23 protein-coding genes are annotated in these 23,139 nt (G+C 62.7%); 18 read left to right on the top strand and 5 right to left on the bottom strand.

Translation table 11 applies throughout. The features are described 5' to 3' along the window. Positions 1-138 precede the first annotated feature (138 nt). The 7 genes from phnG (at position 139) to PDMSB3_RS24485 (ending at position 6,126) form a co-directional block, all read left to right on the top strand. Positions 139-636 (top strand): phosphonate C-P lyase system protein PhnG, encoded by a 498-nt coding sequence (gene phnG, locus PDMSB3_RS24515; protein ID WP_007176603.1) that lies wholly within the window; start codon positions 139-141, stop codon positions 634-636. Continuing rightward, the gene (gene phnH, locus PDMSB3_RS24510) at positions 636-1,247 is read left to right on the top strand and encodes a phosphonate C-P lyase system protein PhnH (protein ID WP_007176602.1); all 612 of its coding nucleotides are present in this window, start codon (positions 636-638) and stop codon (positions 1,245-1,247) included. The genes phnG and phnH overlap by 1 nt, the downstream gene beginning before the upstream one ends. Further along, positions 1,247-2,428, top strand: coding sequence for a carbon-phosphorus lyase complex subunit PhnI (locus tag PDMSB3_RS24505; RefSeq protein WP_007176601.1), 1,182 nt, complete (start codon positions 1,247-1,249; stop codon positions 2,426-2,428). The genes phnH and PDMSB3_RS24505 overlap by 1 nt, the downstream gene beginning before the upstream one ends. Next, positions 2,425-3,357, top strand: coding sequence for an alpha-D-ribose 1-methylphosphonate 5-phosphate C-P-lyase PhnJ (locus PDMSB3_RS24500; protein WP_007176600.1), 933 nt, complete (start codon positions 2,425-2,427; stop codon positions 3,355-3,357). Before PDMSB3_RS24505 ends, PDMSB3_RS24500 begins: the two co-directional genes overlap by 4 nt. Then, entirely contained in the window at positions 3,354-4,124 is a 771-nt protein-coding gene (phnK, locus tag PDMSB3_RS24495) for a phosphonate C-P lyase system protein PhnK (RefSeq protein ID WP_165188020.1), read from the top strand. Before PDMSB3_RS24500 ends, phnK begins: the two co-directional genes overlap by 4 nt. Before the next feature lie 8 nt (positions 4,125-4,132). Further along, positions 4,133-4,897 carry a phosphonate C-P lyase system protein PhnL gene (gene phnL / locus PDMSB3_RS24490; RefSeq protein ID WP_007176598.1) on the top strand — a complete coding sequence of 255 codons (765 nt, stop codon included), beginning with the start codon at positions 4,133-4,135 and terminating at the stop codon, positions 4,895-4,897. 95 nt (positions 4,898-4,992) lie between these two features. Continuing rightward, positions 4,993-6,126 carry an alpha-D-ribose 1-methylphosphonate 5-triphosphate diphosphatase gene (locus tag PDMSB3_RS24485; RefSeq protein ID WP_007176597.1) on the top strand — a complete coding sequence of 378 codons (1,134 nt, stop codon included), beginning with the start codon at positions 4,993-4,995 and terminating at the stop codon, positions 6,124-6,126. 66 nt (positions 6,127-6,192) lie between these two features. On the opposite strand, the gene PDMSB3_RS24480 is transcribed toward PDMSB3_RS24485, so the two are convergent. Genes PDMSB3_RS24480 through PDMSB3_RS24470 form a run of 3 tightly spaced genes read right to left on the bottom strand, consistent with a single transcriptional unit; the run spans position 6,193 to position 9,491 of the window. After that, entirely contained in the window at positions 6,193-8,016 is a 1,824-nt protein-coding gene (locus PDMSB3_RS24480) for a diguanylate cyclase domain-containing protein (RefSeq protein ID WP_165188018.1), read from the bottom strand. Then, the gene (locus PDMSB3_RS24475; RefSeq protein WP_405044800.1) at positions 8,016-9,155 is read right to left on the bottom strand and encodes an extracellular solute-binding protein; all 1,140 of its coding nucleotides are present in this window, start codon (positions 9,153-9,155) and stop codon (positions 8,016-8,018) included. The genes PDMSB3_RS24480 and PDMSB3_RS24475 overlap by 1 nt, the downstream gene beginning before the upstream one ends. 18 nt (positions 9,156-9,173) lie before the next feature. Beyond that, the gene (locus PDMSB3_RS24470) at positions 9,174-9,491 is read right to left on the bottom strand and encodes a hypothetical protein (RefSeq protein ID WP_157187687.1); all 318 of its coding nucleotides are present in this window, start codon (positions 9,489-9,491) and stop codon (positions 9,174-9,176) included. Positions 9,492-9,658: 167 nt separating this feature from the next. Between PDMSB3_RS24470 and PDMSB3_RS24465 the strand changes: the two genes are divergently transcribed. From PDMSB3_RS24465 to PDMSB3_RS24455, 3 genes are all read left to right on the top strand, one after another. Continuing rightward, positions 9,659-9,889 carry a hypothetical protein gene (locus tag PDMSB3_RS24465; RefSeq protein WP_007176594.1) on the top strand — a complete coding sequence of 77 codons (231 nt, stop codon included), beginning with the start codon at positions 9,659-9,661 and terminating at the stop codon, positions 9,887-9,889. Between the two features lie 290 nt (positions 9,890-10,179). Continuing rightward, complete coding sequence (locus tag PDMSB3_RS24460) at positions 10,180-10,962, top strand: ABC transporter substrate-binding protein (protein ID WP_007176593.1); 783 nt, start codon at positions 10,180-10,182, stop codon at positions 10,960-10,962. A 258-nt stretch (positions 10,963-11,220) separates the two neighbouring features. Beyond that, positions 11,221-12,336 carry a succinylglutamate desuccinylase/aspartoacylase family protein gene (locus tag PDMSB3_RS24455; RefSeq protein WP_007176592.1) on the top strand — a complete coding sequence of 372 codons (1,116 nt, stop codon included), beginning with the start codon at positions 11,221-11,223 and terminating at the stop codon, positions 12,334-12,336. A gap of 141 nt (positions 12,337-12,477) precedes the next feature. On the opposite strand, the gene PDMSB3_RS24450 is transcribed toward PDMSB3_RS24455, so the two are convergent. Continuing rightward, the gene (locus tag PDMSB3_RS24450) at positions 12,478-13,233 is read right to left on the bottom strand and encodes a MetQ/NlpA family ABC transporter substrate-binding protein (RefSeq protein WP_007176591.1); all 756 of its coding nucleotides are present in this window, start codon (positions 13,231-13,233) and stop codon (positions 12,478-12,480) included. Between the two features lie 213 nt (positions 13,234-13,446). Here PDMSB3_RS24450 and PDMSB3_RS24445 point away from each other — a divergent pair, with 213 nt between their 5' ends. The 8 genes from PDMSB3_RS24445 (at position 13,447) to PDMSB3_RS24410 (ending at position 20,237) form a co-directional block, all read left to right on the top strand. Next, positions 13,447-14,610: a porin gene (locus PDMSB3_RS24445; protein WP_165188007.1), complete on the top strand. Its 1,164-nt coding sequence runs from the start codon at positions 13,447-13,449 to the stop codon at positions 14,608-14,610. A gap of 178 nt (positions 14,611-14,788) precedes the next feature. Then, positions 14,789-15,355: a TetR/AcrR family transcriptional regulator gene (locus PDMSB3_RS24440; RefSeq protein ID WP_007176589.1), complete on the top strand. Its 567-nt coding sequence runs from the start codon at positions 14,789-14,791 to the stop codon at positions 15,353-15,355. A 158-nt stretch (positions 15,356-15,513) separates the two neighbouring features. Then, complete coding sequence (locus PDMSB3_RS24435) at positions 15,514-15,942, top strand: organic hydroperoxide resistance protein (RefSeq protein WP_007176588.1); 429 nt, start codon at positions 15,514-15,516, stop codon at positions 15,940-15,942. Between the two features lie 43 nt (positions 15,943-15,985). Then, positions 15,986-17,011 (top strand): alpha/beta hydrolase, encoded by a 1,026-nt coding sequence (locus PDMSB3_RS24430; protein ID WP_007176587.1) that lies wholly within the window; start codon positions 15,986-15,988, stop codon positions 17,009-17,011. Positions 17,012-17,146: 135 nt separating this feature from the next. Continuing rightward, positions 17,147-17,827, top strand: coding sequence for an alpha/beta hydrolase (locus tag PDMSB3_RS24425; protein ID WP_007176586.1), 681 nt, complete (start codon positions 17,147-17,149; stop codon positions 17,825-17,827). Positions 17,828-17,996: 169 nt separating this feature from the next. Next, complete coding sequence (locus tag PDMSB3_RS24420) at positions 17,997-18,386, top strand: DUF6232 family protein (RefSeq protein WP_035517100.1); 390 nt, start codon at positions 17,997-17,999, stop codon at positions 18,384-18,386. Positions 18,387-18,553: 167 nt separating this feature from the next. Then, positions 18,554-18,898, top strand: coding sequence for a hypothetical protein (locus PDMSB3_RS24415; RefSeq protein ID WP_007176584.1), 345 nt, complete (start codon positions 18,554-18,556; stop codon positions 18,896-18,898). 247 nt (positions 18,899-19,145) lie between these two features. After that, positions 19,146-20,237 carry a hypothetical protein gene (locus tag PDMSB3_RS24410; protein WP_007176583.1) on the top strand — a complete coding sequence of 364 codons (1,092 nt, stop codon included), beginning with the start codon at positions 19,146-19,148 and terminating at the stop codon, positions 20,235-20,237. A 108-nt stretch (positions 20,238-20,345) separates the two neighbouring features. Here the strand turns inward: PDMSB3_RS24410 and PDMSB3_RS24405 are convergent, their stop codons facing one another. Continuing rightward, the gene (locus PDMSB3_RS24405) at positions 20,346-22,799 is read right to left on the bottom strand and encodes a glycogen/starch/alpha-glucan phosphorylase (protein ID WP_007176582.1); all 2,454 of its coding nucleotides are present in this window, start codon (positions 22,797-22,799) and stop codon (positions 20,346-20,348) included. Between the last annotated feature and the right edge of the window lie 340 nt (positions 22,800-23,139).

The following is a 23,139-nucleotide window of genomic DNA, read 5'->3' as shown; positions in this document are numbered from 1 at the left end:
ATTGTAGTGCGCAAGCCGTGATGAAAATGTGAAACGGCTCGCAAGCGCTATACGGCTCGACAAGCATACGCCTAAACGTCTAGACGTTTAGATGAATAGATGGTCAAATGTCCACTCACTGGATCAACAGGAAATTCGATGAGCGCCACTTCCGCCTCGCCTTCCTCCGTTGCGCCCGCGCCGGTCCGGCGCGCATGGATAGCCGTGCTGGCCCGCACGCCGCGCGACGATCTCGAAGCCGCGCTCGAACGCGCATTGCGGGACATCCCCGCGCCGCCGTACGACTGGCTGCGCCCGCCTGAAATCGGCCTCGCGATGGTGCGCGGGCGTATTGGCGGCAGCGGCGACCCGTTCAATCTCGGCGAAGCCACGGTCACACGCGCCACATTGCGTTTGCGCGCGCCGGCCGGTGCCGACGCGACGGTTGGCGTGGCGTGCCACCTGGGCCGCGACCGCCGCCGCGCCGAACTGGCGGCGCTGGCAGATGCGCTCTTGCAAATGCCGGAGCATCACGCCGTCTTGCATAAGCAACTGATCGAGCCGTTAGCCGCGCAGCAGGCCGTGAAACGCGCCGGGCGGCAGCAGGACGCCGCGGCCACGCGCGTCGAATTCTTCACGATGGTCCGGGGCGACTGATGGAAAACTCACAGATTGCATTGTCCACCTTGACGCCGGGTTTCGCAGACCCGGTGCACGACACGCAGGCGGTGTTCCGCACCTTGCTCGATGCGCTATCGCGTCCGGGCACGGTCGGCGTGGTCGAAAACGTGCTGCCTGAAGTGCGCGCCACGCGTGCCGAGCTCGCCGCCTTCGCCGCGCTGCTCGCACTGTGCGACTACGCGACGCCGGTTTGGCTCGCGCAACCGGATACGGCGCTCGGCTCGGCATTGCGCTTTCATACCGGCGCGCCGCTCGTTGATGAACCGGCACAAGCCGCCTTTGCCTATATCCACGACGCCGGCACCTTGCCGCCGCTGGAAAGCTTCGCGCTCGGCGCGGCGGAATCGCCCGAGCAATCGGTCACGCTGCTGATCCGCGTCGAGGCGCTCACGGGCGGCGCGCCGGTCGTGCTGAGCGGACCGGGCATCCAGCACACCGAGACGATTGCGCCGGTGGGCCTGCCCGGGCATTTCTGGCGCGAACGCGCCGCCCTCGCGCCGCTTTTTCCCTGCGGTGTCGACTGCTATCTCATCTGCGGCGCGCGCCTGATCGGCCTGCCACGCACAACTCAAGCGAAGGTGAACTGATGTACGTTGCCGTCAAGGGTGGAGAACGCGCGATCGAAGCATCGTGGCGTCTGCTCGACCAGGCACGCCGTGGCGACATGCGGCTGGCCGAGCTCAGCGTCGCGCAGATTCGCGAACAATTGCGCCTCGCGGTGGCGCGCGTAATGACCGAAGGTTCGGTCTACGACGAAGAGCTCGCGGCGCTCGCCATCAAGCAGGCCGCCGGCGATCTCGTCGAAGCGATCTTCCTGCTGCGCGCGTATCGCACCACGTTGCCGCGTTTCGGCTACACGCGGGCGATCGATACCGAAGCGATGCAGGTGGAGCGCCGCATTTCGGCGACCTTCAAGGACGTGCCAGGCGGGCAATTGCTGGGCGCGACTTACGATTACACGCAGCGTCTGCTGGATTTCGCGCTGCTCGCGGAAGGCCATGTGGATCGCGATGCGGCGGCAAGCGCGGCGGCAGCGTCTTCTTCGATTCAAACCGCTGCGTCTAAAGCAGAAGCTGATTCTGAAGCAATGCCGCGTGTCGTCAGCCTGCTCGACAAGGAAGGCCTGATCGAACAGGAACGTCCCACGCCGAATGCGCCCGAACCCGGCGACCTGTCGCGCGAACCGCTCGCCTTTCCCGCAAGCCGCGCCACACGCCTGCAAAACCTCGCACGCGGCGACGAAGGCTTTCTGCTTGCGATGGGTTACGCGACCCAGCGCGGCTATGCGCACTCACATCCATTCGCGGGCGAAATCCGCTTCGGCACGATCGCCGTGGAGATGGAACTCGACGAGTTGGGCGAAACGGTCGAAATCGGCGACATCGACGTGACCGAATGCCAGATGATCAACCAGTTCGCCGGCAGCGGCGATGTCCCGCCGACGTTCACGCAAGGCTACGGTCTCGCGTTCGGCCACTCGGAGCGCAAGGCAATGGCGATGGCGCTCGTGGACCGCGCGTTGCGCGCCGAAGAACTCGGCGAAACACTGGCCTCGCCGACGCAGGATATCGAGTTCATGCTCTCGCATAGCGATAACGTCGAAGCGTCCGGTTTCGTGCAGCATCTGAAGCTGCCGCATTACGTCGACTTTCAGTCGGAGCTTGAACTCGTACGGCGACTGCGCGCGCAGCACGCCGCGCACAGCGAGGATCAAGGCACGAACCAGCGCCTCGATCAAACCAACGGTCAGCAGGAGCAGGCAGCATGAATGCGCCCGACACATCTCTCGCCGGCGCGTCCACTGCGTCATACGACCGCGCAGCCGACGGCTACAACTTCGCGTACCTCGACGAACAGACCAAACGCATGCTGCGCCGCGCCCTGCTCAAGGCCGTTGCCGTGCCGGGTTATCAGGTGCCGTTCGCCTCGCGTGAAATGCCGCTGCCGTTCGGCTGGGGCACCGGCGGCATTCAGGTCACCGCGGCGATCATCGGCAGAAAGGACACGCTGAAAGTCATCGATCAGGGCTCCGACGAAACGACCAACGCGGTCAACATCCGCCGTTTCTTCGCGCGCACCACCGGCGTGGCGACCACGCGCCGCACCGTCGACGCGACGATCATCCAGACCCGTCACCGCATTCCCGAAACGCCGCTCACCGAGCGGCAGATTCTGGTCTATCAGGTGCCGATGCCCGAGCCGCTCTTTCGGCTCGAACCGCGCGTCGCCGAATGCAGAAAGCTGCACGCGCTCGCCGATTACGGCCTGATCAGCGTGAAGCTCTACGAGGACATCGTGCATCACGGCAGCATCGCGACCACCTACGACTACCCGGTGATCGTCAACCACCGCTATCTGGCTTCGCCCTCGCCGATTCCGAAGTTCGATAACCCGAAAATGCACATGAACCCCGCACTGCAATTGTTCGGTGCCGGCCGCGAACGGCGCATTCACGCGATTCCGCCATACACGCCGGTGCGCAGTCTCGACTTCGACGATCATCCGTTCGAAGTGCAGAAGTGGCAGCACGCCTGCGCGTTGTGTGGCTCGACGGAAAGCTTTCTCGACGAAATGATCGTCGACGATGCGGGCAAACGTATGTTCGTCTGCTCCGACAGCGACTACTGCCACGAACGCCGCGGCGACGCCGACTTCGATTTGCCGTTGCGCGAAGCAGGCAAAGGAGAACCCACATGACGCCGCTGCTGAGCGCCCGCTCGCTCACCAAACAATACGGCGGCCGCAACGGCTGCCGAAACGTCAGCTTCGATCTGTATCCGGGCGAGGTGTTGTGCATCGTCGGTGAATCCGGCTCGGGCAAGACCACACTGTTGAATACGCTCGCGCTGAAAACCGCGGCCGACAGCGGCTCGCTTCACTACACGGCGACTCACGGCGACCAACTCGATCTGCTGGCGTTGTCCGAACCGCGCCGCCGTCTGCTGATGCGCACCGAGTGGGGCCTCGTCCAGCAGAATCCGCGCGACGGACTGCGCAGCGGCGTCTCGGCCGGCGCGAACATCGGCGAACCGTTGATGGCCGTCGGCGCGCGTCACTACGGCGATATCCGTTACGCGGCCACGCAATGGATGGAGCGCGTCGAACTCGATTCCTCGCGCATCGACGAATTTCCGGCGGCGTTTTCAGGGGGCATGCAGCAGCGTTTGCAGATCGCGCGCAATCTCGTGACCGGTCCGCGGCTCGTCTTCATGGACGAACCCACCGCCGGTCTCGACGTCTCGGTGCAGGCACGCCTGCTCGATCTGCTGCGCACGCTGACGTCCACGCTGCATCTGTCGGTGCTGATCGTCACGCACGATATCGGCGTCGCGCGCTTGCTCGCGCACAGGTTGATGGTCATGCAGGGCGGCGAAGTCGTCGAGGCAGGTCTGACCGACCAGGTGCTCGACGATCCGCAGCACCCGTACACGCAAACGCTGGTTTCCTCGGTTCTGCCGGTTTGAGGCTCACAATGCGATCCATTGAAACAGGCACTGAAGCGCGCGCCGGTGAGCGCGCGTTCATCGACAACGCGGCGCTGATGCTGCGCGCGGTCGATATCGGCAAAACCTTTATCCTGCATGGTCAGGGCGGCGTGCGGATCGAAGCGCTCGCGGGCGTCTCGCTCGAAGTCGAGCGCGGCGAATGCGTGGTGCTGGTCGGGCCGTCCGGCGCGGGCAAGAGCACGCTGCTGCGCTGCCTGTACGGCAATTATCTGGCGACGAGCGGCTCGATCGCGATTCGCGACGCAGCAAACGGCGGCCAGCCCGTCTCGATCACCGGCGCCGAACCGCACGACGTGTTGCGCCTGCGCCGCGGCGTGGTCGGCTACGTGAGCCAGTTTCTGCGTGTGATTCCACGCGTGCCGACGCTCACGCTCGTTGCCGAGCCGCTGCTCTCGCGCGGCGTGCCGGAACCCGAAGCACGCTCGCGCGCCGCCGCGCTGCTGGCCAGATTGAATGTGCCGGAGAGGCTATGGCTGCTCGCGCCCGCCACGTTCTCGGGCGGCGAGCAGCAGCGCGTGAATATCGCACGCGGTTTGATCGCGGAGCATCCGCTGCTTCTGCTCGATGAACCGACGGCCTCGCTCGACGCGGAAAACCGCAACGTGGTCGCGGATCTGATCGTCGAAGCGCGCGAGCGCGGCGCGGCGATCGTCGGCATCTTTCACGACGAAGATACGCGCAACAAGGTGGCCACGCGCCGCCTGGAACTGAAGCCGCCGCTTCGTCACTGAATATCACAAAACCGGCGCGCGGCGGCACTACACTGACGCACGCGGCGCTGCATAAAACGCCCACACTCAAGTCTGACTGACTACGGAGCAAGTCGATGTTGATCAGGAACGCTCGCATCGTGACGCGAGACGAAGTATTCACCGGCGTGGTACGCGTCGAAGACGGCATGATCCGCGAGGTCGAGCGCGGCACGACCGCGGCGCGCGAAGCCGAAGATTGGGACGGCGACTATCTGTTGCCCGGCCTGATCGAACTGCACACGGACAACCTCGAGAAGCATCTCGCACCGCGTCCGGGCGTGCAATGGAATACCGACGCCGCCTTCGTGATTCACGACGCCCAGGTGGCCGCGGCCGGCATCACCACCGTGTTCGACGCGCTCGCTATCGGTTCGCGCACGAACGTGGGATTGCGGGGCCGCGATCTGCAGACGCAATGCGCCGAATCGCTCACGCGCTTCTCCGAGCGCAAGCTGCTGCGCGCCGAACACTTTCTGCATCTGCGCTGCGAAATCGCCACCGCCGACGTGGTGGAAGTGTTCGATTCGTTGTGCGCGCATCCGTTACTGCGGCTCGCCTCGGTGATGGATCACACGCCGGGCCAGCGCCAATGGCATGACCGCGAACAATGGCGCCGCTTCCAGGAACGCAACGGCAAGCTGAGCGACGAACACGTCGCGACCGCGCTGACCGAACTGTCGGTCGAACAGGCACGTTACGCCGACGCGCACCGCCGCGAGATCGTGACGCGCTGCAACCGGCTCGGCATTCCGGTGGCGAGCCACGACGACACCCTGATCGAACACGTCGAGCAGGCCAAGGAGGAAGGCATCGTGCTCGCCGAGTTCCCCACCACGCGCATCGCGGCCGAGGCCGCGCGCGAGCACGGCATTTCGACCATCATGGGCGCGCCGAATATCGTGCGCGGCGGCTCGCATTCGGGCAACGTGTCGGCGCTCGAACTGGCGCGCGCCGGCTTGCTCGATATCCTCTCGTCGGATTACGTGCCCTCGAGCCTGATGACCGCCGTGTTCGAACTGGTCGACAAAGCGGGCTGGACCTTGCCGCGCGCCATGTCGACGGTTTCCGCCGAACCGGCGCGTAAGGCCGGTCTGCACGACCGCGGCGCGATCGAAACCGGCCTGCGCGCGGACTTCGTGCGTGTGACGATGCTCGACAGGCTGCCGGTGCCGCGCGCCACGTATCGCGGCGGGGCCCGGATCGTTTGAAGGTATGACAGACGCCGTTGTGCGGAACGCGCGCGGGTTGAACTGCCGCGCGGCTCACGGCGAGCTTCAGGCCGTCGGCTCGGCCTCGTGTCCTTCCGGTGCGCCTTCACCGGCGCGCATATAAGGCTGCCCGGCTTGCTCAGCCTGTTCGCGCCGGCGTGCTTCGAGCACATCGTGGTAACGCAAATACGCACAGCGTCCGCCGGATTTGGCCGCGTACATTGCCGCGTCGGCGTTGAGCAGGAGTTCCTCCGCCGTGCCGCTGTCGTCGGGGAACTGGCTGATGCCGATGCTCGCGCCCACCGTCATGCTTTGCCCGTCTATCCGCACTTCTTCGTTCAACGTCGCCATGATGCGCGAGGCGATCGCGGGCGCCGCTTCTTGCGAACGCGGCCCTTCGATCAACACGATGAATTCGTCGCCGCCCAAACGCGCCACCACGTCCGCGGAACAGAGCACCTGCTTCAGGCGGCGCGCCACCGCGGCGAGCACCTTGTCGCCGACGGAATGGCCGAACTGATCGTTGATCTGCTTGAAGCGGTCGAGGTCGACGAACAGCACGGCGAGGCACTCCTGACGCCGCGCCGCTTCCTCGATCGCGTTTTCGAGCTTCTCCATGAACAGGACGCGGTTAGGCAGTCCGGTCAGCACGTCGTGCGTGGCGAGATGCACGAGCTCACGCTGCTTGGCGTGCAGCACGTCCATCTGCGATTTGATTTCGCGGCGCAGCCGCTCGAAGCAGCGCGCCAGTACGCCGATCTCGTCGGTGCGGTTGAGCGGCAGCGTATGCATGGCATGTTCGGCGAACAGATGCGTCGCTGCGTGCGCGAGAATGTGCAGCGGCTTGGTCAGCGCGCGTGCGAACAGAATGGCGAGAAACAGCGCCAGCACACTGAAAATCAGCACCATGCGCACGATCTGGTTGCCGAGCAGATTCGCGCCGGACAGGACGTCGTCGAGCGGTTTGGCGAGACCGAGCACGATGAAGCGGTTGCCCTCCAGATCGCCGAACGGTCTGCGCACGAAAGCGAGCACCTGACCCGCGGCCTGCCGCGGCTGTGCAAGACCGTTTGCCAGCACCTCGCCCTGCGACTGTTCGAAGAGTGGTCTCGTGACGGAGAAACTGTCCTGCATCAGCACGCGCCGGCCCCGATCGAAGCCGAAGGTTTTCGAGGCGTCGGGATGAACGAGGAAATCGCCCCACTCGTTGGCCAGATAGACCTGATAGTCGCTCGGCAAATCGCTTTGCAGCCGCTTGAGCAAAACCGCCAGATCGATATCGATCACGACCACGCCCACCACCTCGCCGCTCGCGTTCGACACGGGCGTACCGAGCCGCAGTGTAGGCTTGCCCTGCGCAGCATGCGTGCCGTACTCGTGGTTGACCGAAATCGGCGAGGTGTAAATGCGGCCCGGCGCAAACGTCAGCGTGTCGAACACATAGGCAAACTGACCTTTTTCCTGCAGGTTGCCCCTTTCGACCCGCACGAGGCCGTCCGAGTCGCGGTCGAAGCGGACCAGTTCGAGCCCGTAGTGCTGGCGCGTGATCAGCCGGATTTGCAGGTATTCGAGGTGATGAACCATGAAACTGGAATACACCTGTGCCAGTCGTTCGCGTGCCACGTTCGGGCCGGCGCCGTCGTCGGTCTGCGCGACCTTCGCCGTGGATGGCATGCTCGCGAGTACGAGCACGTCGGCGCCGATATCGTCGATCGAGGCGGAGAAGCGCTGACCCAACAATTCCGTCGACGTGAGCAGGCTGCGCCCGGCCTCGTTCACGAGCATCGCGCGATTGGCATGATAGGCGTAGTAGCCGGTCGCGCCGGATGCGAGCACGCCGATGCACGCGAGCAGCACGGATAATTTGAAGGTCAGCCCCGGGCGTATCATCAAAAACGCTCCGACCGGTCCCCGGACACGATTCTGGCCCACAGATCCTCGCGCCGCTGAATATTTTCCACCGGCCCGATCCACACGATGCGCGCGCTATCGCTGCTTTCCACGGGCGCCGTCAATGTGTTGGCGAGTCCCTGGCGCTGCGTGAGCAATGCGCTGACGTCCGGTTCGAGCATGTAATTGATCCATGCGAGCGCAAGCGGCGGATCGGCCGCGGCGCGCGTCATCGACCAGCAATCCAGCCACGCGAGCGCGCCTTCGTCGGGAATCACGTAGCCCACGTCGGCTCCCGCGCGGCGCAGCAATTCGACCTGCTGGGTGCCGTAGTTGCCGAACATCAGCGCGACCTTATGCTGGATGAAAAAGGCGGTCGCCTCCTCGGGCAACGTGTAATAGGTCAGCAGATTGCGGCGCAGATCGACGAGCTTGTGAGCAATCGTGCGCATTTCCGTTGGGTCGAGCTGAAAAGGATGGGGATAGCCGAGCGCCAACGCCGTGAATGAGAAATTGTGCTGCGCGCTATTGAAGTCGAGCACCTTGCCGCGGTAACGCGGATTCCACAATTCGCGCATGGTGCGCGGTGCCACGGCGACCTGCTTGCGGTCGTAGATCAGCCCCATCGACGAATATGTAAACGGAATGGCGTAAGCCTTGCCGCCCGACGTGAGGCCGCCGATCGACGCGAGCGCCTGAAAACGCGGCAATTGTTTTCGGGTGTTCGGCAACCTGGCGAGATCGAGCGGCGCCAGCAGATTGGCCTCGGTATAGCGCTGGATTTCAGCGGTATTGGCGGCGAGCACGTCGAACGGCGGCGTTCCTTTGGCATGCATCTGAGCCCACAGCGCCTCGTCGGAATCGACCAGCGTGACTTCCACTCTGGCTTTGTAACGCGCTTCGAAATGATTTACCACGTCGGCGTCCGCGTAGCCGGGCCATGCCAGCACACGCAAAACTTTGTCGTCGGCTTTAACCGGCGCCGCCGAAAAAAGACTCAGGCAGAAAACCGCGGCGATCAGAAATGTCAAAAATCCCGCACAAACGCTGCGACGCAATAAATGCGCGCGCGCACATGCGGCGATTCGAAAGTGAAAGAATCGTTTACAAAGGCGCTTTTCATCTGCCATCAACATCATGTGCATATACAACACCGTTTAGCCGAAGGCCTTGTGACGAGCGTCAACGCGCGGAATCGACCCGCGAACGGCCGCCCGGCGGCTTTCTTCATACAGATATGCTCTGCATGAGGCATTTGGCCGGGCGCGAAGAGAAACGATGATAGCGCTAAGGAAACCATTTTTGGTTTTCGGCTTCACCGGAGTCGAAAAAATTCCGTCAGGTGAGATACAGCAATCGCGCTCATCTGCATTTGACGGCAATTTATTCGGAATCTTTAGCGTGCCGCCGGGTGGTGAAAAACGCAAAACCACGAAACGCGAGCGGTCTACGTGATAACACGCAATAGCCGCCATGAAATAGCGCCATGCGGAAATCCGGCGACACCGCTTCTAAAGAACCGCGGCGCGAATGCCGATAAACGTTCTCCTGCCCAATCCGCCGCCGGCGGTTAAAGGCAGCGTCGCCCGCTGCAGGGCGGCCTGTCTTCCGGGCAGTCGACGAGCCGGACAAAAAACAGACAATGCGTTTGAGCAAAATAGAATGGATGTGGGCGGCCGTCGCGGCCGGATCGATTGCGTGCTTCGGCAGTTGGCTTCAGGGCGAGATGAACCGTGCGGCACTCGCGCGCACCCAGCGCGAAACGCAGGACATGCGCGGCACCTGCGCGGGCATGTCCGCGCAGGATGCGCAGATGATGGACAAAGGCGAACTGTGGTGCGGTGCGGTCGGCAGCAGGCGTGCGGGCAATTAGCCAACTTCATTACTATGGCTTTACATCCCGAGGCGGGGCAGGTCCGTGTCACTCAATACGCATTAGTGCCATTTTTGCCTCTCCACCACATTCAGGCTTTAGAAGCTATTCTCGTGCGCCATCCGGTGTTTCACTAGCTACCCAATCTTTTTGAACTGATAAGCTTGGCGCGCGCTGCTGGCCGCCCCGGCTGGCAGCTTCAACCCAAGCCCGGTCGTGAGTCGCGCCGGGTGCCCCGCAGCGGCACAACCGCATGCGGGCGTATTTGAACTACACCGAGGAGTAAAACAGTGAAAAAACTGCTAGCGGCTTTGACGGTTGCTCTGCTTGCTACCGTCTCGATTGGCGCACACGCTAAAGATTGGTCGACTATCCGTTTCGGCGTTGACGCCAGCTATCCCCCGTTTGAGTCGAAGGGCTCGGACGGCAAGCTCGTTGGCTTCGATATCGACCTCGGCAATGAAATCTGCGCGCGCCTGAAGGCCAAGTGCGTGTGGGTCGAAAACGACTTCGACGGCATGATCCCGGCCCTGAAGGCGAAGAAGTTCGACGGCGTGCTGTCGTCGATGTCCATGACGCCGCAACGCGCCGAGCAGATCGCTTTCTCGTCGAAACTGTTCAACACCCCGACGCGCCTCGTGGCGAAGAAGGGTTCCGGCATCCTGCCGACGGCCGACTCGCTCAAGGGCAAGACGGTTGGCGTGGAACAAGGCACGATCCAGGAAACCTACGCCAAGACGTACTGGGAGCCGAAGGGCGCGAAGGTCGTGCCGTATCAGAACCAGGATCAGGTCTATGCCGACTTGCTGTCGGGCCGTCTGGACGCGGCATTGCAAGACGCGGTGCAAGCTGAGATCGGCTTCCTGAAGACGCCGCGCGGCGCCGGCTTCGACTTCGTCGGCAAGGATCTCGAAGATCCGAAGATCCTCGGCAACGGCGCAGGCATCGGCATGCGCAAGGAAGATACCGATCTGAAGACGAAGGTCGACAAGGCAATCGCCGAGATCATCAAGGACGGTACGTACAAGAAGCTCGAGAAGAAGTACTTCGACTTCGACGTGTACGGCAGCTAAGCTGGCAACCGGGCCGGCCATGCGCGTCTGACGGCGCGCGGGTCGGTTCGCAGAAACGGGCTCCGCCACATGGCGGAGCCCGTTTTCATTTGCGGCGCCCCATAAAACCACACACTGCGTCATATCGGCTAAGATCGTGCGATCGAGGCGATCACGCGGCGCCACCCGCCGGTTCGAGCCCAACCCGTCATCAAGCAAGTTCCCTACTGTTATCAACGAGATAGCGCGGCATGCCCCCTGGCCGCGGATTTGAAAACCATGCAAACCCAAACCCATCCGCTGATTGCCCCGACGCTCGGCACCGCCCGCAACCTGACGAGCTTCCACTACGGTCCCGGCAGCGGCCAGAAGATTTACATCCAGTCGTCGCTGCATGCCGACGAACTGCCCGGCATGCTGGTGTCGTGGGCGCTGCGCCGCAAGCTGGCCGCGCTGGAAGCGGCCGGCAAGATCCGCGGTGAAGTCGTGATCGTGCCGGTGGCCAACCCGATCGGCCTGAACCAGCACTTTCTCGGCCATCTTACGGGGCGCTTCGAAACCAACACGGCACAGAACTTCAACCGCAATTTCCACGATCTGTCGGCACTGGTGCAGCCGGTCATCGAGTCGCGCCTGACCGACAATGTCGACGCCAACCGCACGGCGATTCGCACGGCCATGCGCGAGGCGCTCGACGCGCAAAGCCCGCAAACCGAACTCGAATCGCAGCGCCTCGCGCTGCAAAAGCTCTCGTACGACGCCGACGTCGTGCTCGATCTGCATTGCGACTGGGAAGCGGCAATGCACATCTACACGAACCCGGACCTGTGGCCGGAAGTCGAGCCGCTCGCCTGCTATCTGGACGCCAAGGCGTCGCTGCTCGCGCTCAATTCGGTGGGCAACCCGTTCGACGAAATCCACAGCTTCTGCTGGTCGGATCTGCGTGGCCGCTACGGCGACCGCTTCCCGATTCCGAACGGCTCGATCTCGGTCACGATCGAATTGCGCGGCCAGCGTGAAGTGTCGTACGAGTACGCTGAGCACGACGCGCAGGCGATTATCGAATACCTGACCTCGCGCGGCGTGATCGACGGCACGGCCGCCCCGCTGCCGCCGCTCGAATTCGCCGCCACGCCGCTTGCCGGCGCCGAGCCGATCGTCGCGCCGATCAGCGGCGTGCTCGTATATCGCTGCGAAGTCGGCACGTGGGTCGACGTGGGTCATGAGATTGCCGATATCGTCGATCCGCTGACGGAGCAGGTCGTCACGCTAAAGAGCAGCGTGGCCGGCGTGCTGTATGCACGGCATTTGACGCGCTTTGCAACGGCCGGCCTGGAGTTCGCGCGCATTGCCGGTTCGAAGGCGTTCCGCAGCGGCTCGTTGTTGAGCAACTAAAAGCACAACGCGGGCCGGCGGCGTTGTCGCGCATCGCGGCGCATCGCATCAAGCGCGTTCGTAAGCGCTTGAGCCGTAACGTAAATCGCCCGCTGTTTCAGCGGGCGATTTACGTTTACGCGCCTTTTATTAGAACCGTGCTCAGAAAGCCGGAATGATCGCGCGTTTGAATTGCGTGTCGATGTACTTGCGCACTTCATCCGACTCGTACGCCGCCACTAGTTTCTTCACCCACGGCTGATTGCGGTCCTGCTCGCGCACCTCGATCAGATTCGCGTACGGACCTTTGAGGTCTTCGATCGCGATCGCGTCTTTGGTCGGCTGCAGGCCGGCCTTGACCGCGTAGTCGGTATTGATCGACGCCGCGTCGAGATCGCTGAGCGCGCGCGGCAATTGCGCGGCGTCGAGTTCCACCAGTTCGATCTTCTTCGGATTTTCGGCGACATCGAGCGGCGTGGCGTTCACGCCGTTGCTGCCGACGCCCGGTTTCAACCTGATCACGCCGTACTTCTGCAAAAGCAGCAGCGCGCGATTGCCGTTCGACGGGTCGTTCTGGATGCCCACCTTCGCGCCTTCCGGCAAGTCTTTGAGCGACTTGAGTTTCTTCGAATAGAAGCCCATTGGCGACCCGTAGGTCAGGCCGACGTTGACGATCTTGTAGCCGCGCTGCCTGGTCTGGCTGTCGAGAAACGGCTGGTGCTGAAAACCGTTGGCATCGAGGTCGCCTGCATCGAGCGCGGCATTCGGCTGCACGTAATCATTGAACTCGATGACCTTGAGGTTCAGCCCTTCGCGCGCCGCCACCTTCGTCACGACCGACCAGATTTGCGCATCCGGACCGCTCATCGTGCCGATCCTGAGTTGTTTGCCGTCAGCGTGCGCGAAATCGTTTTTCACGCGCTTATATGCACGATCTGGAAAAAGCTTATATGGGCGGCCCTTGCGTGACTCCGGCTTGCGCGGCCAGGCGAGTGTCGCGCCCGCGCGACAGATTTCGAAAATAACCGCGCTGTCACATACCTTACTCTGCGTTCCCTTAAATTGCGGGCCATCGCACGACCTTACCAAAGAGTTGGCGCGCGATCGCTTACTTTTTAATCGGAGAAAGTTTTGAACAAGAAAATATTGACTGCCGCTACTCTCGCTCTCTTCGCCACTGCTGCTCACGCGCAAAGCAGTGTCACGCTGTACGGCTTGATCGACGCCGGTATCAGCTACGCGAACAATTCGAAGACCGCAACGGGCCACGACAGCATCTTCAAGTACGACGACGGCGTCGCACAAGGCAGCCGTTGGGGCCTGCGCGGCACGGAAGATCTGGGTGGCGGCCTGAAGGCGCTGTTCGTGTTGGAAAACGGCTTTAACAGCGGCAACGGCACGCTGGGCCAGGGCGGCGCGCTGTTCGGCCGTCAGGCATTCGTGGGTCTGTCGAAGGACGGCGCCGGCTCGCTGACGTTCGGCCGCCAGTACTCGTTTTCGACGGACTATCTGGGCGGCAGCTACTCGAACGGCGGCCAGACCGTCGCGGGTAACTACGCTTACCACATCAACGACGTGGACCAACTGACGTCGAGCCGTATCAACAACGCAGTCAAGTTCAGCAGCGCGAATTTCGCGGGCCTGACCTTCGGCGCAATGTACGGCTTCTCGAACCAGGCCGGCGCATTCGGCGGCGCACCGGCAACCGGCCCGGCCGCTGCACCGGTGGCGGGTTCGTCGCGCGCTTACAGCTTCGGCGCGAACTACGCGAACGGCCCGTTCGGCGTTGGCGCGGCGTACACGGATATCCGTTTCCCGGGCCAGGCATCCCCGACGTTCTCGACGGCTCTCGCCAACGTGACGACGGGCACGGTCCGCGATCTGCGCACGTTCGGCGTCGGCGGCCGTTACTCGATCGGCGCCGCGACGCTGTGGGCGTTGTACACGAACACGCGTTTCGAACCGATCTCGGGCAGCTCGACGACGTTCACCGCGTACGAAGCGGGCGCGAAGTACGCGTTCACGCCGGCACTGACGGCAGCCGCGGGCTACACGTACATGCACCTGAGCGACGCGAACACGGGCCACTGGAACCAGGCGGACCTGAGCGTCGACTACGCGCTGAGCAAGCGTACGGACGTGTATGCACTGGGTATCTACCAGATCGCTGCGGGCCGCAACAAGGGCCAGGATCTGCAGGCGCAGATCGGTTCGAGCACGAGCTACTTCAACACGTCGGGCACGGGTTCGGACAACCAGTTGGCATTCCGCGTCGGTATCCGTCACAAGTTCTAAGCGAGTCTCTTTCGCAGCGGGGAACGCGAGTTCCCCGCTGGATCGGAAGTCCGGAAAACGCCCTGCGGGGCGTTTTTCTTTTAGGGCGACACTATCAACCCGACGTACCTCGTATCGCCTCGCAACCCGATGCAAGAAAGTGCTTGACTATCTATCTAGTAGTAGATAAAGTTCAGTCATGGAAACGACCCCGACAGTTCGCGAGCAGATTCTCGATCACGCCATCACGTTGATGATGCAGCGCGGTTACAACGGTTTCAGCTACCGCGATCTGTCTGAGCTGGTTGGCGTCAAAACGTCGAGCATCCACTACTATTACCCGTCAAAAGACGACCTGGTGCTGGAAGCGGTCAACGAATACAGCAAGGAAGTGCTGGCTTCGCTGTACGCTATCGACGCCAGACTGCCGGCCAATACGAAGCTCAGCAAGTACACCAGGCTTTTCGGCCGAACGCTGGGCGACGGCGACCGGATCTGTCTGTGCGGCATGCTGGCATCGGACATCGCGTCGTTGCCGGAAAATATTCGCGAGGCGATCCAGGCGTTTTTCAAAGCCAACGAAAAATGGCTGGCGCAAGTGCTCGCGCAGGGCGCGCAGGAGCACACGCTGGCGGTGAACGGCAAGCCCGAATCCGCTGCGCGCGCGCTGTACGCCGCTTATCAGGGCAGCGTGCTGGCAAGCCGGCTGTTCGGCACGAAGGCCCGGCTGGAAGATGTAGAAGCATCGTGGAAGAAAGCGCCGTAATGCTGTCATGGAGGTGGTCGCCCGCCTCCTTGTTTTTACCCTCAAATCTATCTATACGTAGATAGATTTTAATTCGAAATCATCGGCGCGAAGTACGCGTCATTTTTTAGCGTCCTTTATCTATCTAGTAGTAGATACCCACTTGTAAGGAATTGATCATGACCCGAATCGACAACGTGCTGTACCGCGCTCATGCCAAGGCAACCGGTGGCCGTGACGGCCGCGCTGTGGTGCCCGAAAGCAACCTCGACCTCAAGCTGACCACGCCGAAACAACTCGGCGGTGCGGGTGGCGAAGGCACCAACCCGGAGCAACTGTTCGCGGCCGGCTATAGCGCGTGTTTCGTCGGCGCAATGAAGTTCGTCGCGGCGCGCGAGCGCATCGCGATCCCCGCGGACGTCTCCGTGGAAGGCAGCGTCGGCATCGGCGCGATTCCGAACGGCTTCGGAATCGAAGTGGAGTTGAAGATCTCGCTGCCCGGCATGGCGCAGGAAGCGGCGCAGGCCCTCGTCGACAAGGCACATATCGTGTGCCCGTATTCGAACGCCACGCGCAACAACATCGCCGTCACGCTCACGCTCGTCTGAATCGAGACCCTCTTCCCATTTATCGAATGTCCCGGAGTTCATCATGAAGATCAAGTTCGTCCCTGTGCTGCTGGCTTCCGCCCTCGCCTTCGGCTCCGCCTTTGCAGCGAGCCCCGCTTCGCAACCCACGCCCGACCGTGTGACGTCCGGCTTCCTGAAAGCGCTCAACAGCGGCAAGGGCCCCGCGATCAACACCTTGCCGCCTGCTCAGGCACGGCAAGTTCTGGTGGATGCACAGAACGGCGTGAAAGTCGATCTGTCGGGTATCGACGTCTCCAATCGCACCATCGAGCAGGACGGCGTCAGCGTTTCGCTGACCATCGTCCGGCCGCACGGCGCGAGCGGGACGCCGCCTGTCTTCATGTTCTTCCACGGAGGCGGCTGGATACTCGGCGACTTCCCGACTCACGAGCGTCTGGTGCGTGATCTGGTGGTTCAGTCGGGCGCCGTGGCGGTCTTCGTGAACTACACGCCTTCGCCGGAAGCCCGTTATCCGGTCGCGATCAACCAGGCCTATGCCGCTACGAAGTGGGTGGCCGCGCACGGCGACGAGATCGGCGTCGACGGCAGTCGCCTTGCGGTGGTCGGCAACAGCGTCGGCGGCAACATGGCCGCGGTGGTGAGCCTGATGGCGAAAGAAAAGCAAGGCCCGGCGATCCGCTTCCAGGGATTGATGTGGCCCGTGACCGACAATAATTTCAACGACGGTTCGTACAATCAGTTCCAGGAAGGCCACTTCCTGACCCGGCCGATGATGAAATGGTTCTGGGACGCCTACACGAAAGATCCGAAGCAGCGCAACGAGATCTACGCGTCGCCGCTCCGTGCAACGACGGAACAACTGAAGGGCTTGCCGCCCGCGCTGATTCAGGTTGCCGAGTCCGACGTGTTGCGTGACGAAGGCGAAGCGTATGGTCGCAAGCTCGACGCAGCCGGCGACGAGGTGGCCACCGTCCGTTACGACGGCACGATTCACGATTTCGGCTTGCTCAACGTGCTGGCCGAAGACGCGCCGACCAAAGCAGCCACGCGGCAACTGGCCAACGAACTGAAGCAACGTCTGCAGTAACGCCTTTGGCAGGCGGCCGCGGCGCGGGTATCGTCGATACTCGCGCCGCGGCCGATCTGGTTCGTACGTCATGCGGTATCGTGTTCGTTCTGATCCCGCTCATCCGACCATGCCGACGCCAGGGAGTAGCACGCCATGAACAGTACGCCGCAGACCATCGAAATCGAAACCGCACCGAATCCTGAATTCGCCGTGATCCTGCTGCATGGTCTCGGCGCCGACGCCAACGACTTCGTGCCGCTGGTTCCGGAACTGCGTCTCGGCAACGGACCCGCCGTGCGTTTCGTGTTTCCCAACGCGCCGGAGATGGCCGTGACCGCGAACAACGGCTACGTGATGCGCGCGTGGTACGACATCCGTTCGTTCCAGTCGATCGAACGGCAGGTCGACGAGGCGGGCATCGAAGCGTCGTGCGCGACCGTGAGGCAACTGATCGCCGGGCAGAACGGGCGCGGCATTCCGACCTCGAAAATATTCCTCGCGGGGTTTTCGCAAGGCGGGGCGATGACCTACTCAGCGGGGCTCACACATCCGGCCACGCTCGGCGGGTTGATCGTCATGTCCGGTTATTTGCCCTCAAGAGCCTTCATCGAGAGCCGCCTCGCGCCCGCGAACCACGGCACGCCGATCTTTGCCGCTCACGGCGAGTACGACCAGATATTGCCGATCCAGCTCGGCGAGACCGCTCGCGACTTCGCGCTGGCGCAGGGCAGCAAGGTCGAGTGGCATGCGTATGCGATGGAGCATTCCGTATGCGGCGAAGAAGTCGCCGCACTGCGCGCATGGCTCGATGAGCGTATCGCGGCACTGGCCTGACGTGGCGGGCGGTTTGGGTTCGCCGGATTTTGTCGTGATTCTGCGCGGGCGGCGGGAAGCCTGGCGCACGGCCCTCGCGCTCTGCCTGACGGACATCAAAAAATCCGGCAACTTCATGCATTTGAAGTCTGGTACGCTGCGCCCTTTGCTACCGCTTGAATTGGACCCGATGGAAACCCCTTTCAATGATCGTGGCGTGTCGGTCACGCGCAACGCACTCTCGGCTGCCGGCCAGGTCTTTCCGCTGCGCGACATCGTGGGCGTGCAGGTCGTCACCGTGCAGAAGAACAAGGTCTTGCCGCTCACGATTTCGCTCGTCGGCCTCGTCGGCGCTATTGTCGGCGCGATATGGCGCTCGCCGGTGGGCATGGTGTGCGGCACGATGCTGGCCGTGGTCGGCTGGCTCACCTGGGTGACTCAGGACATCACCCATCGTCTGATGGTGCAAACCGCAAATGGCGAGCGCGAAGCGCTGATGAGCACCGATCGCGATTTCGTCGAACGCGTCGGCGCGGCCGTGAACGAGGCGAAGGGCGCAGCCGCCGCGCCGAAGGTCTGATACCGCAGTCAGCCGGGCAGCGCGCCGCATGGTGTGCGTCGGATTGCCACCCCACGCGTTAACACAAAATTGATTCGCCGCGCGGCAGCTTTTGCGTGTCCTTGAGACGCGCGCCGCTAGAGTGAACGGGTGTCAACAACGCGCGCCGCCTGCCGGGCGGCGCAATCATGATGCTCACTTCCGTCGCAACGTCCGATCTCCCCGTCACGCGCAACTCGCGCACGCCGCGCATGGCGCGCCGCACGCATGTCGTCGTGCCGCTCGTCATTATCGACGTCACCGTGCCCGGCACCTCGTCGGCAAACGGACGGCGCGCGCTGCACGCCGCGCTCGGCGACGATCTGCGCCTGTATATCGTCACCGTCGACCAGCAACACGAGCGCGTGACGTTTCGTGTGGAAGTGACTTCCCGCACCCTCGACGACGTGATCGGCCTGCTGACCGCCGCACTCGATCACGCCACGCTCGGCCGCGCGCACACGACCGTGATTCGCCGTCCCCGCGACCATTGACGCGGACGAAACCCGCACGCGCCCGCTGCCGGCCGCATGCAAACCCGCATCAAGCCTTCACACATCTTTGCAATTGCACCCGAGCGGCCATGTAGAGTCGCCGCTCCTGTTATTGCGTGTTCCCTCCCGCAGACCTGCGGGCGTCGCGGTTTCACTGCCCACGCCGCGGCAATCCGGTGGGATTGCCTCGACGTGCTTCGCGACGCCTGGACTTCGCCAGGGAACACCTTTTTGCAAAGCGTAATCTATGTTCCTGTCGTCTCATGGTGCCGCGCGCCGGCATTTGCGTCCCAGCCGGCGCCGTTTCGGCGCGGCCGCGCTCGTCGTCACCCTCGCGCTCGTTGCGCTAGGCGGTTGCGCCGTTACCTTCCCCACGCCCACGCCGCCTGCGCCGGCTGCCTCGCTGATCAACGGCGGCAACGACGGCCTACTGATTCCGCTGCAAGTGGATCGTGGCGACAAAGATCAGGCGCGCCTCGGACTGCCCATCCAACTCGACGGCAAGCCGGTGTATGTCGCGCTGGATACCGGTACGCAAGGCGTGCGCGTACTGAAGTCAGTCTTGCCCAACACGAACTATCCGAACGCCGGGCCGGTGAGTTCGCTGCCCTTGACGAACGGCGCACAAGTGTCCGGCGCGACCGTAAAATTGCCGCTGAGCATCGCGGGAACGAAGCCGGCGCAAATCGACGCGCAGGCCGTCGACGTGGTCAACTGCCAGTCCACCTCCCGGCGCTGCGTGGGCATGGACGGCTACACCGCCGAATTCGGCTGGGCGTTTTCGGGTCTCTTCGGCATCGGCGCAGCGCAACCGGACGACACATGCTGCACGCAACCGCTGCGTGCTTTGCCCGGCAACGTCGGGCAGCGCTATCTGGTGCATGCGAACTTCGCGAAGCCTTACCTGGTGCTGAGCCCGTCGAAAGCGATCACGAAGGACTACACGATGGTGCCGATGACCGTGCTGCAGGACGGTACGGCGCAATGGCCGAGAGGTTGCGTCAACGTGGCCGACAAGATGACCTTTTGCGCGCCGCTGGTGTTCGCCACCGCCAGCACCGACATGATCCGCATCGAAATGGACAAGGCGCCGAACTGGACCGGCGACGACGACGTCGGCAAGGTACTCAATCAGGGCAACTACAATGCGGCGATCGGATCGGGCAAATGGATGCACCGTTATGAAGGTGCGCAAGTCACGATCGTCAAGGTCAAACCAGGTGCCAACCGCATCGTGATCGGTCTGATGGGCATGCAGAATATCGACGTGCTCTTCGATTTCCCGCAGGGCCAGCTGGGCCTGCGGGCCGCGCTCGAGGCCGAGAAGCTCGTGCAGTAGCCGCCGCAAAGACGACAACGAGAGCCGCAACTCGCGGCAATGGAAAAGGCCGCGCTGCACAGTCACGCGGCCTTTACGCTTCAGAACCCGAACGAGGCAGTCCGCCCGCTATTCGATATTGAGCGGATTCACATGCCAGATGTCGCGGGCATATTCGCCGATGGTGCGGTCCGAAGAAAACTGCCCCATGCCCGCCACGTTCTCGATCGCGCTTTCGGTCCATGCACGCTTGTCGACGAAGCGCGCGTCCACGTCGTCCTGCGCCTTCGCGAACGCGGCAAAATCGGCCAGCACCATGTAGTGATCTCCCCAGTCGACCAGCGTGTGGAAAATATCCGCGAAACGCAGCGGATCGTCCGGCGAGAAGAAGCCCGAGCGGATCTGGTCGAGCGCCATGCGCAGTTCCGGATTCTCTTCGTAGATCTGCCGCGGCCGGTAGCCGGTGGCACGCAGGCGGTCCACTTCGTCCGCCGTGTAGCCGAAAATGAACATGTTCTCGCGCCCCACCGCATCGCAGATTTCGATGTTTGCGCCGTCCATCGTGCCGATCGTCAACGCGCCGTTGAGCGCGAGCTTCATGTTGCCGGTCCCGGACGCTTCCGTGCCGGCCATCGAAATCTGCTCCGACAGATCCGCAGCCGGAATGATCAGCTCCGCCACGCTTACGCCGTAGTTCGGCACGAACACCACTTTCATGCGATCGCCGATCAGCGGATCGTGATTGACCTTCTCGCTCACGTCGCCGATCAGCTTGATGATGGTCTTGGCCATCCGGTAAGCGGACGCGGCCTTACCGGCGAACAGCACCACGCGAGGCACCCAGTCGCGCTCGGGGTTCGCGCGAATCTGGTTGTAGCGCACGATCACATGCAGCACGTTGAGCAACTGCCGCTTGTATTCGTGAATGCGCTTGACCTGCAGATCGAACAGCGCATCGGGATCGAAATGCAGTTTGGTGTGATGCGCGAGGCGGTGCACGAGCCGCAGCTTGTTCTGCCGTTTCGCATCACGGAAAGCGTCGATAAAGCCGTTGTCGTTACGCAGTTCGCGCAACTGCTCCAGCTCGAACAGATTGGTGCGCCAGTGCTTGCCGATCTTCTGGTCGATCAGCGACGACAGCGGCGGACTCGCCTGGGCGAGCCACCGGCGCGGCGTGATGCCATTGGTGACATTGGTGAAGCGGTCCGGATAGATGCGCGCGAAGTCGGCAAAGATATCGCGAGTCATCAGTTGCGAATGCAGCTTCGATACGCCGTTCACCTTCTGGCTCGCCACAATTGCCAGATACGCCATGCGCACGCGCCGCTGCCCGTATTCGTCCACGAGCGAAATGCGGCGAATCATCTCGCCGTCATGACCCGACTGCTCGCTAACGAGCTTGAGGAACTGCGCATTGATCTCGAAGATGATCTCGAGATGCCGGGGCAACAGGCGCGCGAGCATTTCGACGTCCCACGTTTCGAGCGCTTCGGGCATCAACGTGTGGTTCGTGTACGAAAAAATCTGCGTGACATGCTTCCACGCCTTGTCCCACTGCAGATGGTGGACGTCCACCAGCAAACGCATCAGCTCGGGAATCGCCAGCACGGGGTGCGTATCGTTCAGATGCACCGCCACTTTTTCGGAGAAGCGCCCGAACGTGCTGTGCGTGCGCTGATAGCGGCGAATCAGATCCTGCATGGTCGCCGAAACGAAAAAGTATTCCTGACGCAGACGCAGTTCGCGGCCGGCCGGTGTCGAGTCGTCCGGATACAGCAAACGCGAAACGTTCTCCGACATGTTTTTCGTGTCGACCGCGTTGCGGTAGTCGCCGCGATTGAACGCGCCCAGATCGAGCTCTTCGGTCGCGCGCGCCGACCACAGACGCAAGGTGTTGGTCGCGTCCGTGTCGTAGCCGGGAATGACTGTGTCGTACGCGGTGGCGTTCACGTGCTCGGTGTCGATCCATTCGACATGGTCGCCACGCTGCACCGTGCGGCCGCCGAAATGAACCATGTACGTGACTTCTGGCCGCGGAAACTCCCACGGATTGCCCGCGCGCAACCAGTAGTCCGGCGCTTCGACCTGCTCGCCGTTGACGATCTGCTGACGGAACATGCCATATTCATAACGGATGCCGTAGCCGAAACCCGGAATGCCGAGCGTCGCCATCGAATCGAGAAAACAGGCCGCGAGCCGGCCGAGGCCGCCGTTGCCGAGCGCGGCGTCCGGCTCGATATCGGTCAACATCTGCATGTCGACGCCCAGACTCGCGAGCGCCTCCTTCATCTGGTCGTGGATACCGAGCGCCAGCAAGGCGTTCGTAAAGGTCCGGCCGATCAGGAATTCCATCGACAGGTAGTAGACGCGCTTCACGTCCTGTTCGTATTGCAGGCGCGTGGTCTTCATCCAGCGCGCGACCAGCCGGTCGCGCACGGCGAGCGCCGCGGCGTGCAGCCAGTCGTGCGGATGCGCGGTGACGGCGTCCTTGCCGACGCCATACATCATGCGGTTGGAAATTGAGCGCCGTAGCGCGTCGACGGTACTGTTGAGCTGGTCGAATTCCAGATCGACGGCTGTCATCGAAGCCTCCGGGGAAATGAGCGACGCGGCATACGCGAACCGCACAGATGACGGACGGGAGGCGCGTGCCGGTCAGGCGGGTTAAGAAACAGAGTAGGACATTTTACGACCACCGGAGACCGGCGAGCGCGAGCGCTTCTCACGCACATGCCATGCCCGGCTGCATAGGGCGGCGCGCCGTTTTTCCGCACACGAGCGGTGCAAGCCGCGCCTACATGGCACTGCGCGCGTGCATCGGCTGCGCAAACAAGACCAACGACTGCGAATCGCGTGATGCGCATTGGATGGGACACAACACGATTATTTTTTAGCGGCGTGACGCGCGGATGAACGACCCGAT

The sequence above is a fragment of the Paraburkholderia dioscoreae genome (assembly GCF_902459535.1).
Classification (GTDB): Bacteria; Pseudomonadota; Gammaproteobacteria; order Burkholderiales; family Burkholderiaceae; genus Paraburkholderia; species Paraburkholderia dioscoreae.
The sequence above is the reverse complement of the archived record's forward strand: the minus strand, read 5'-3'. Positions and strand labels throughout refer to the sequence as shown.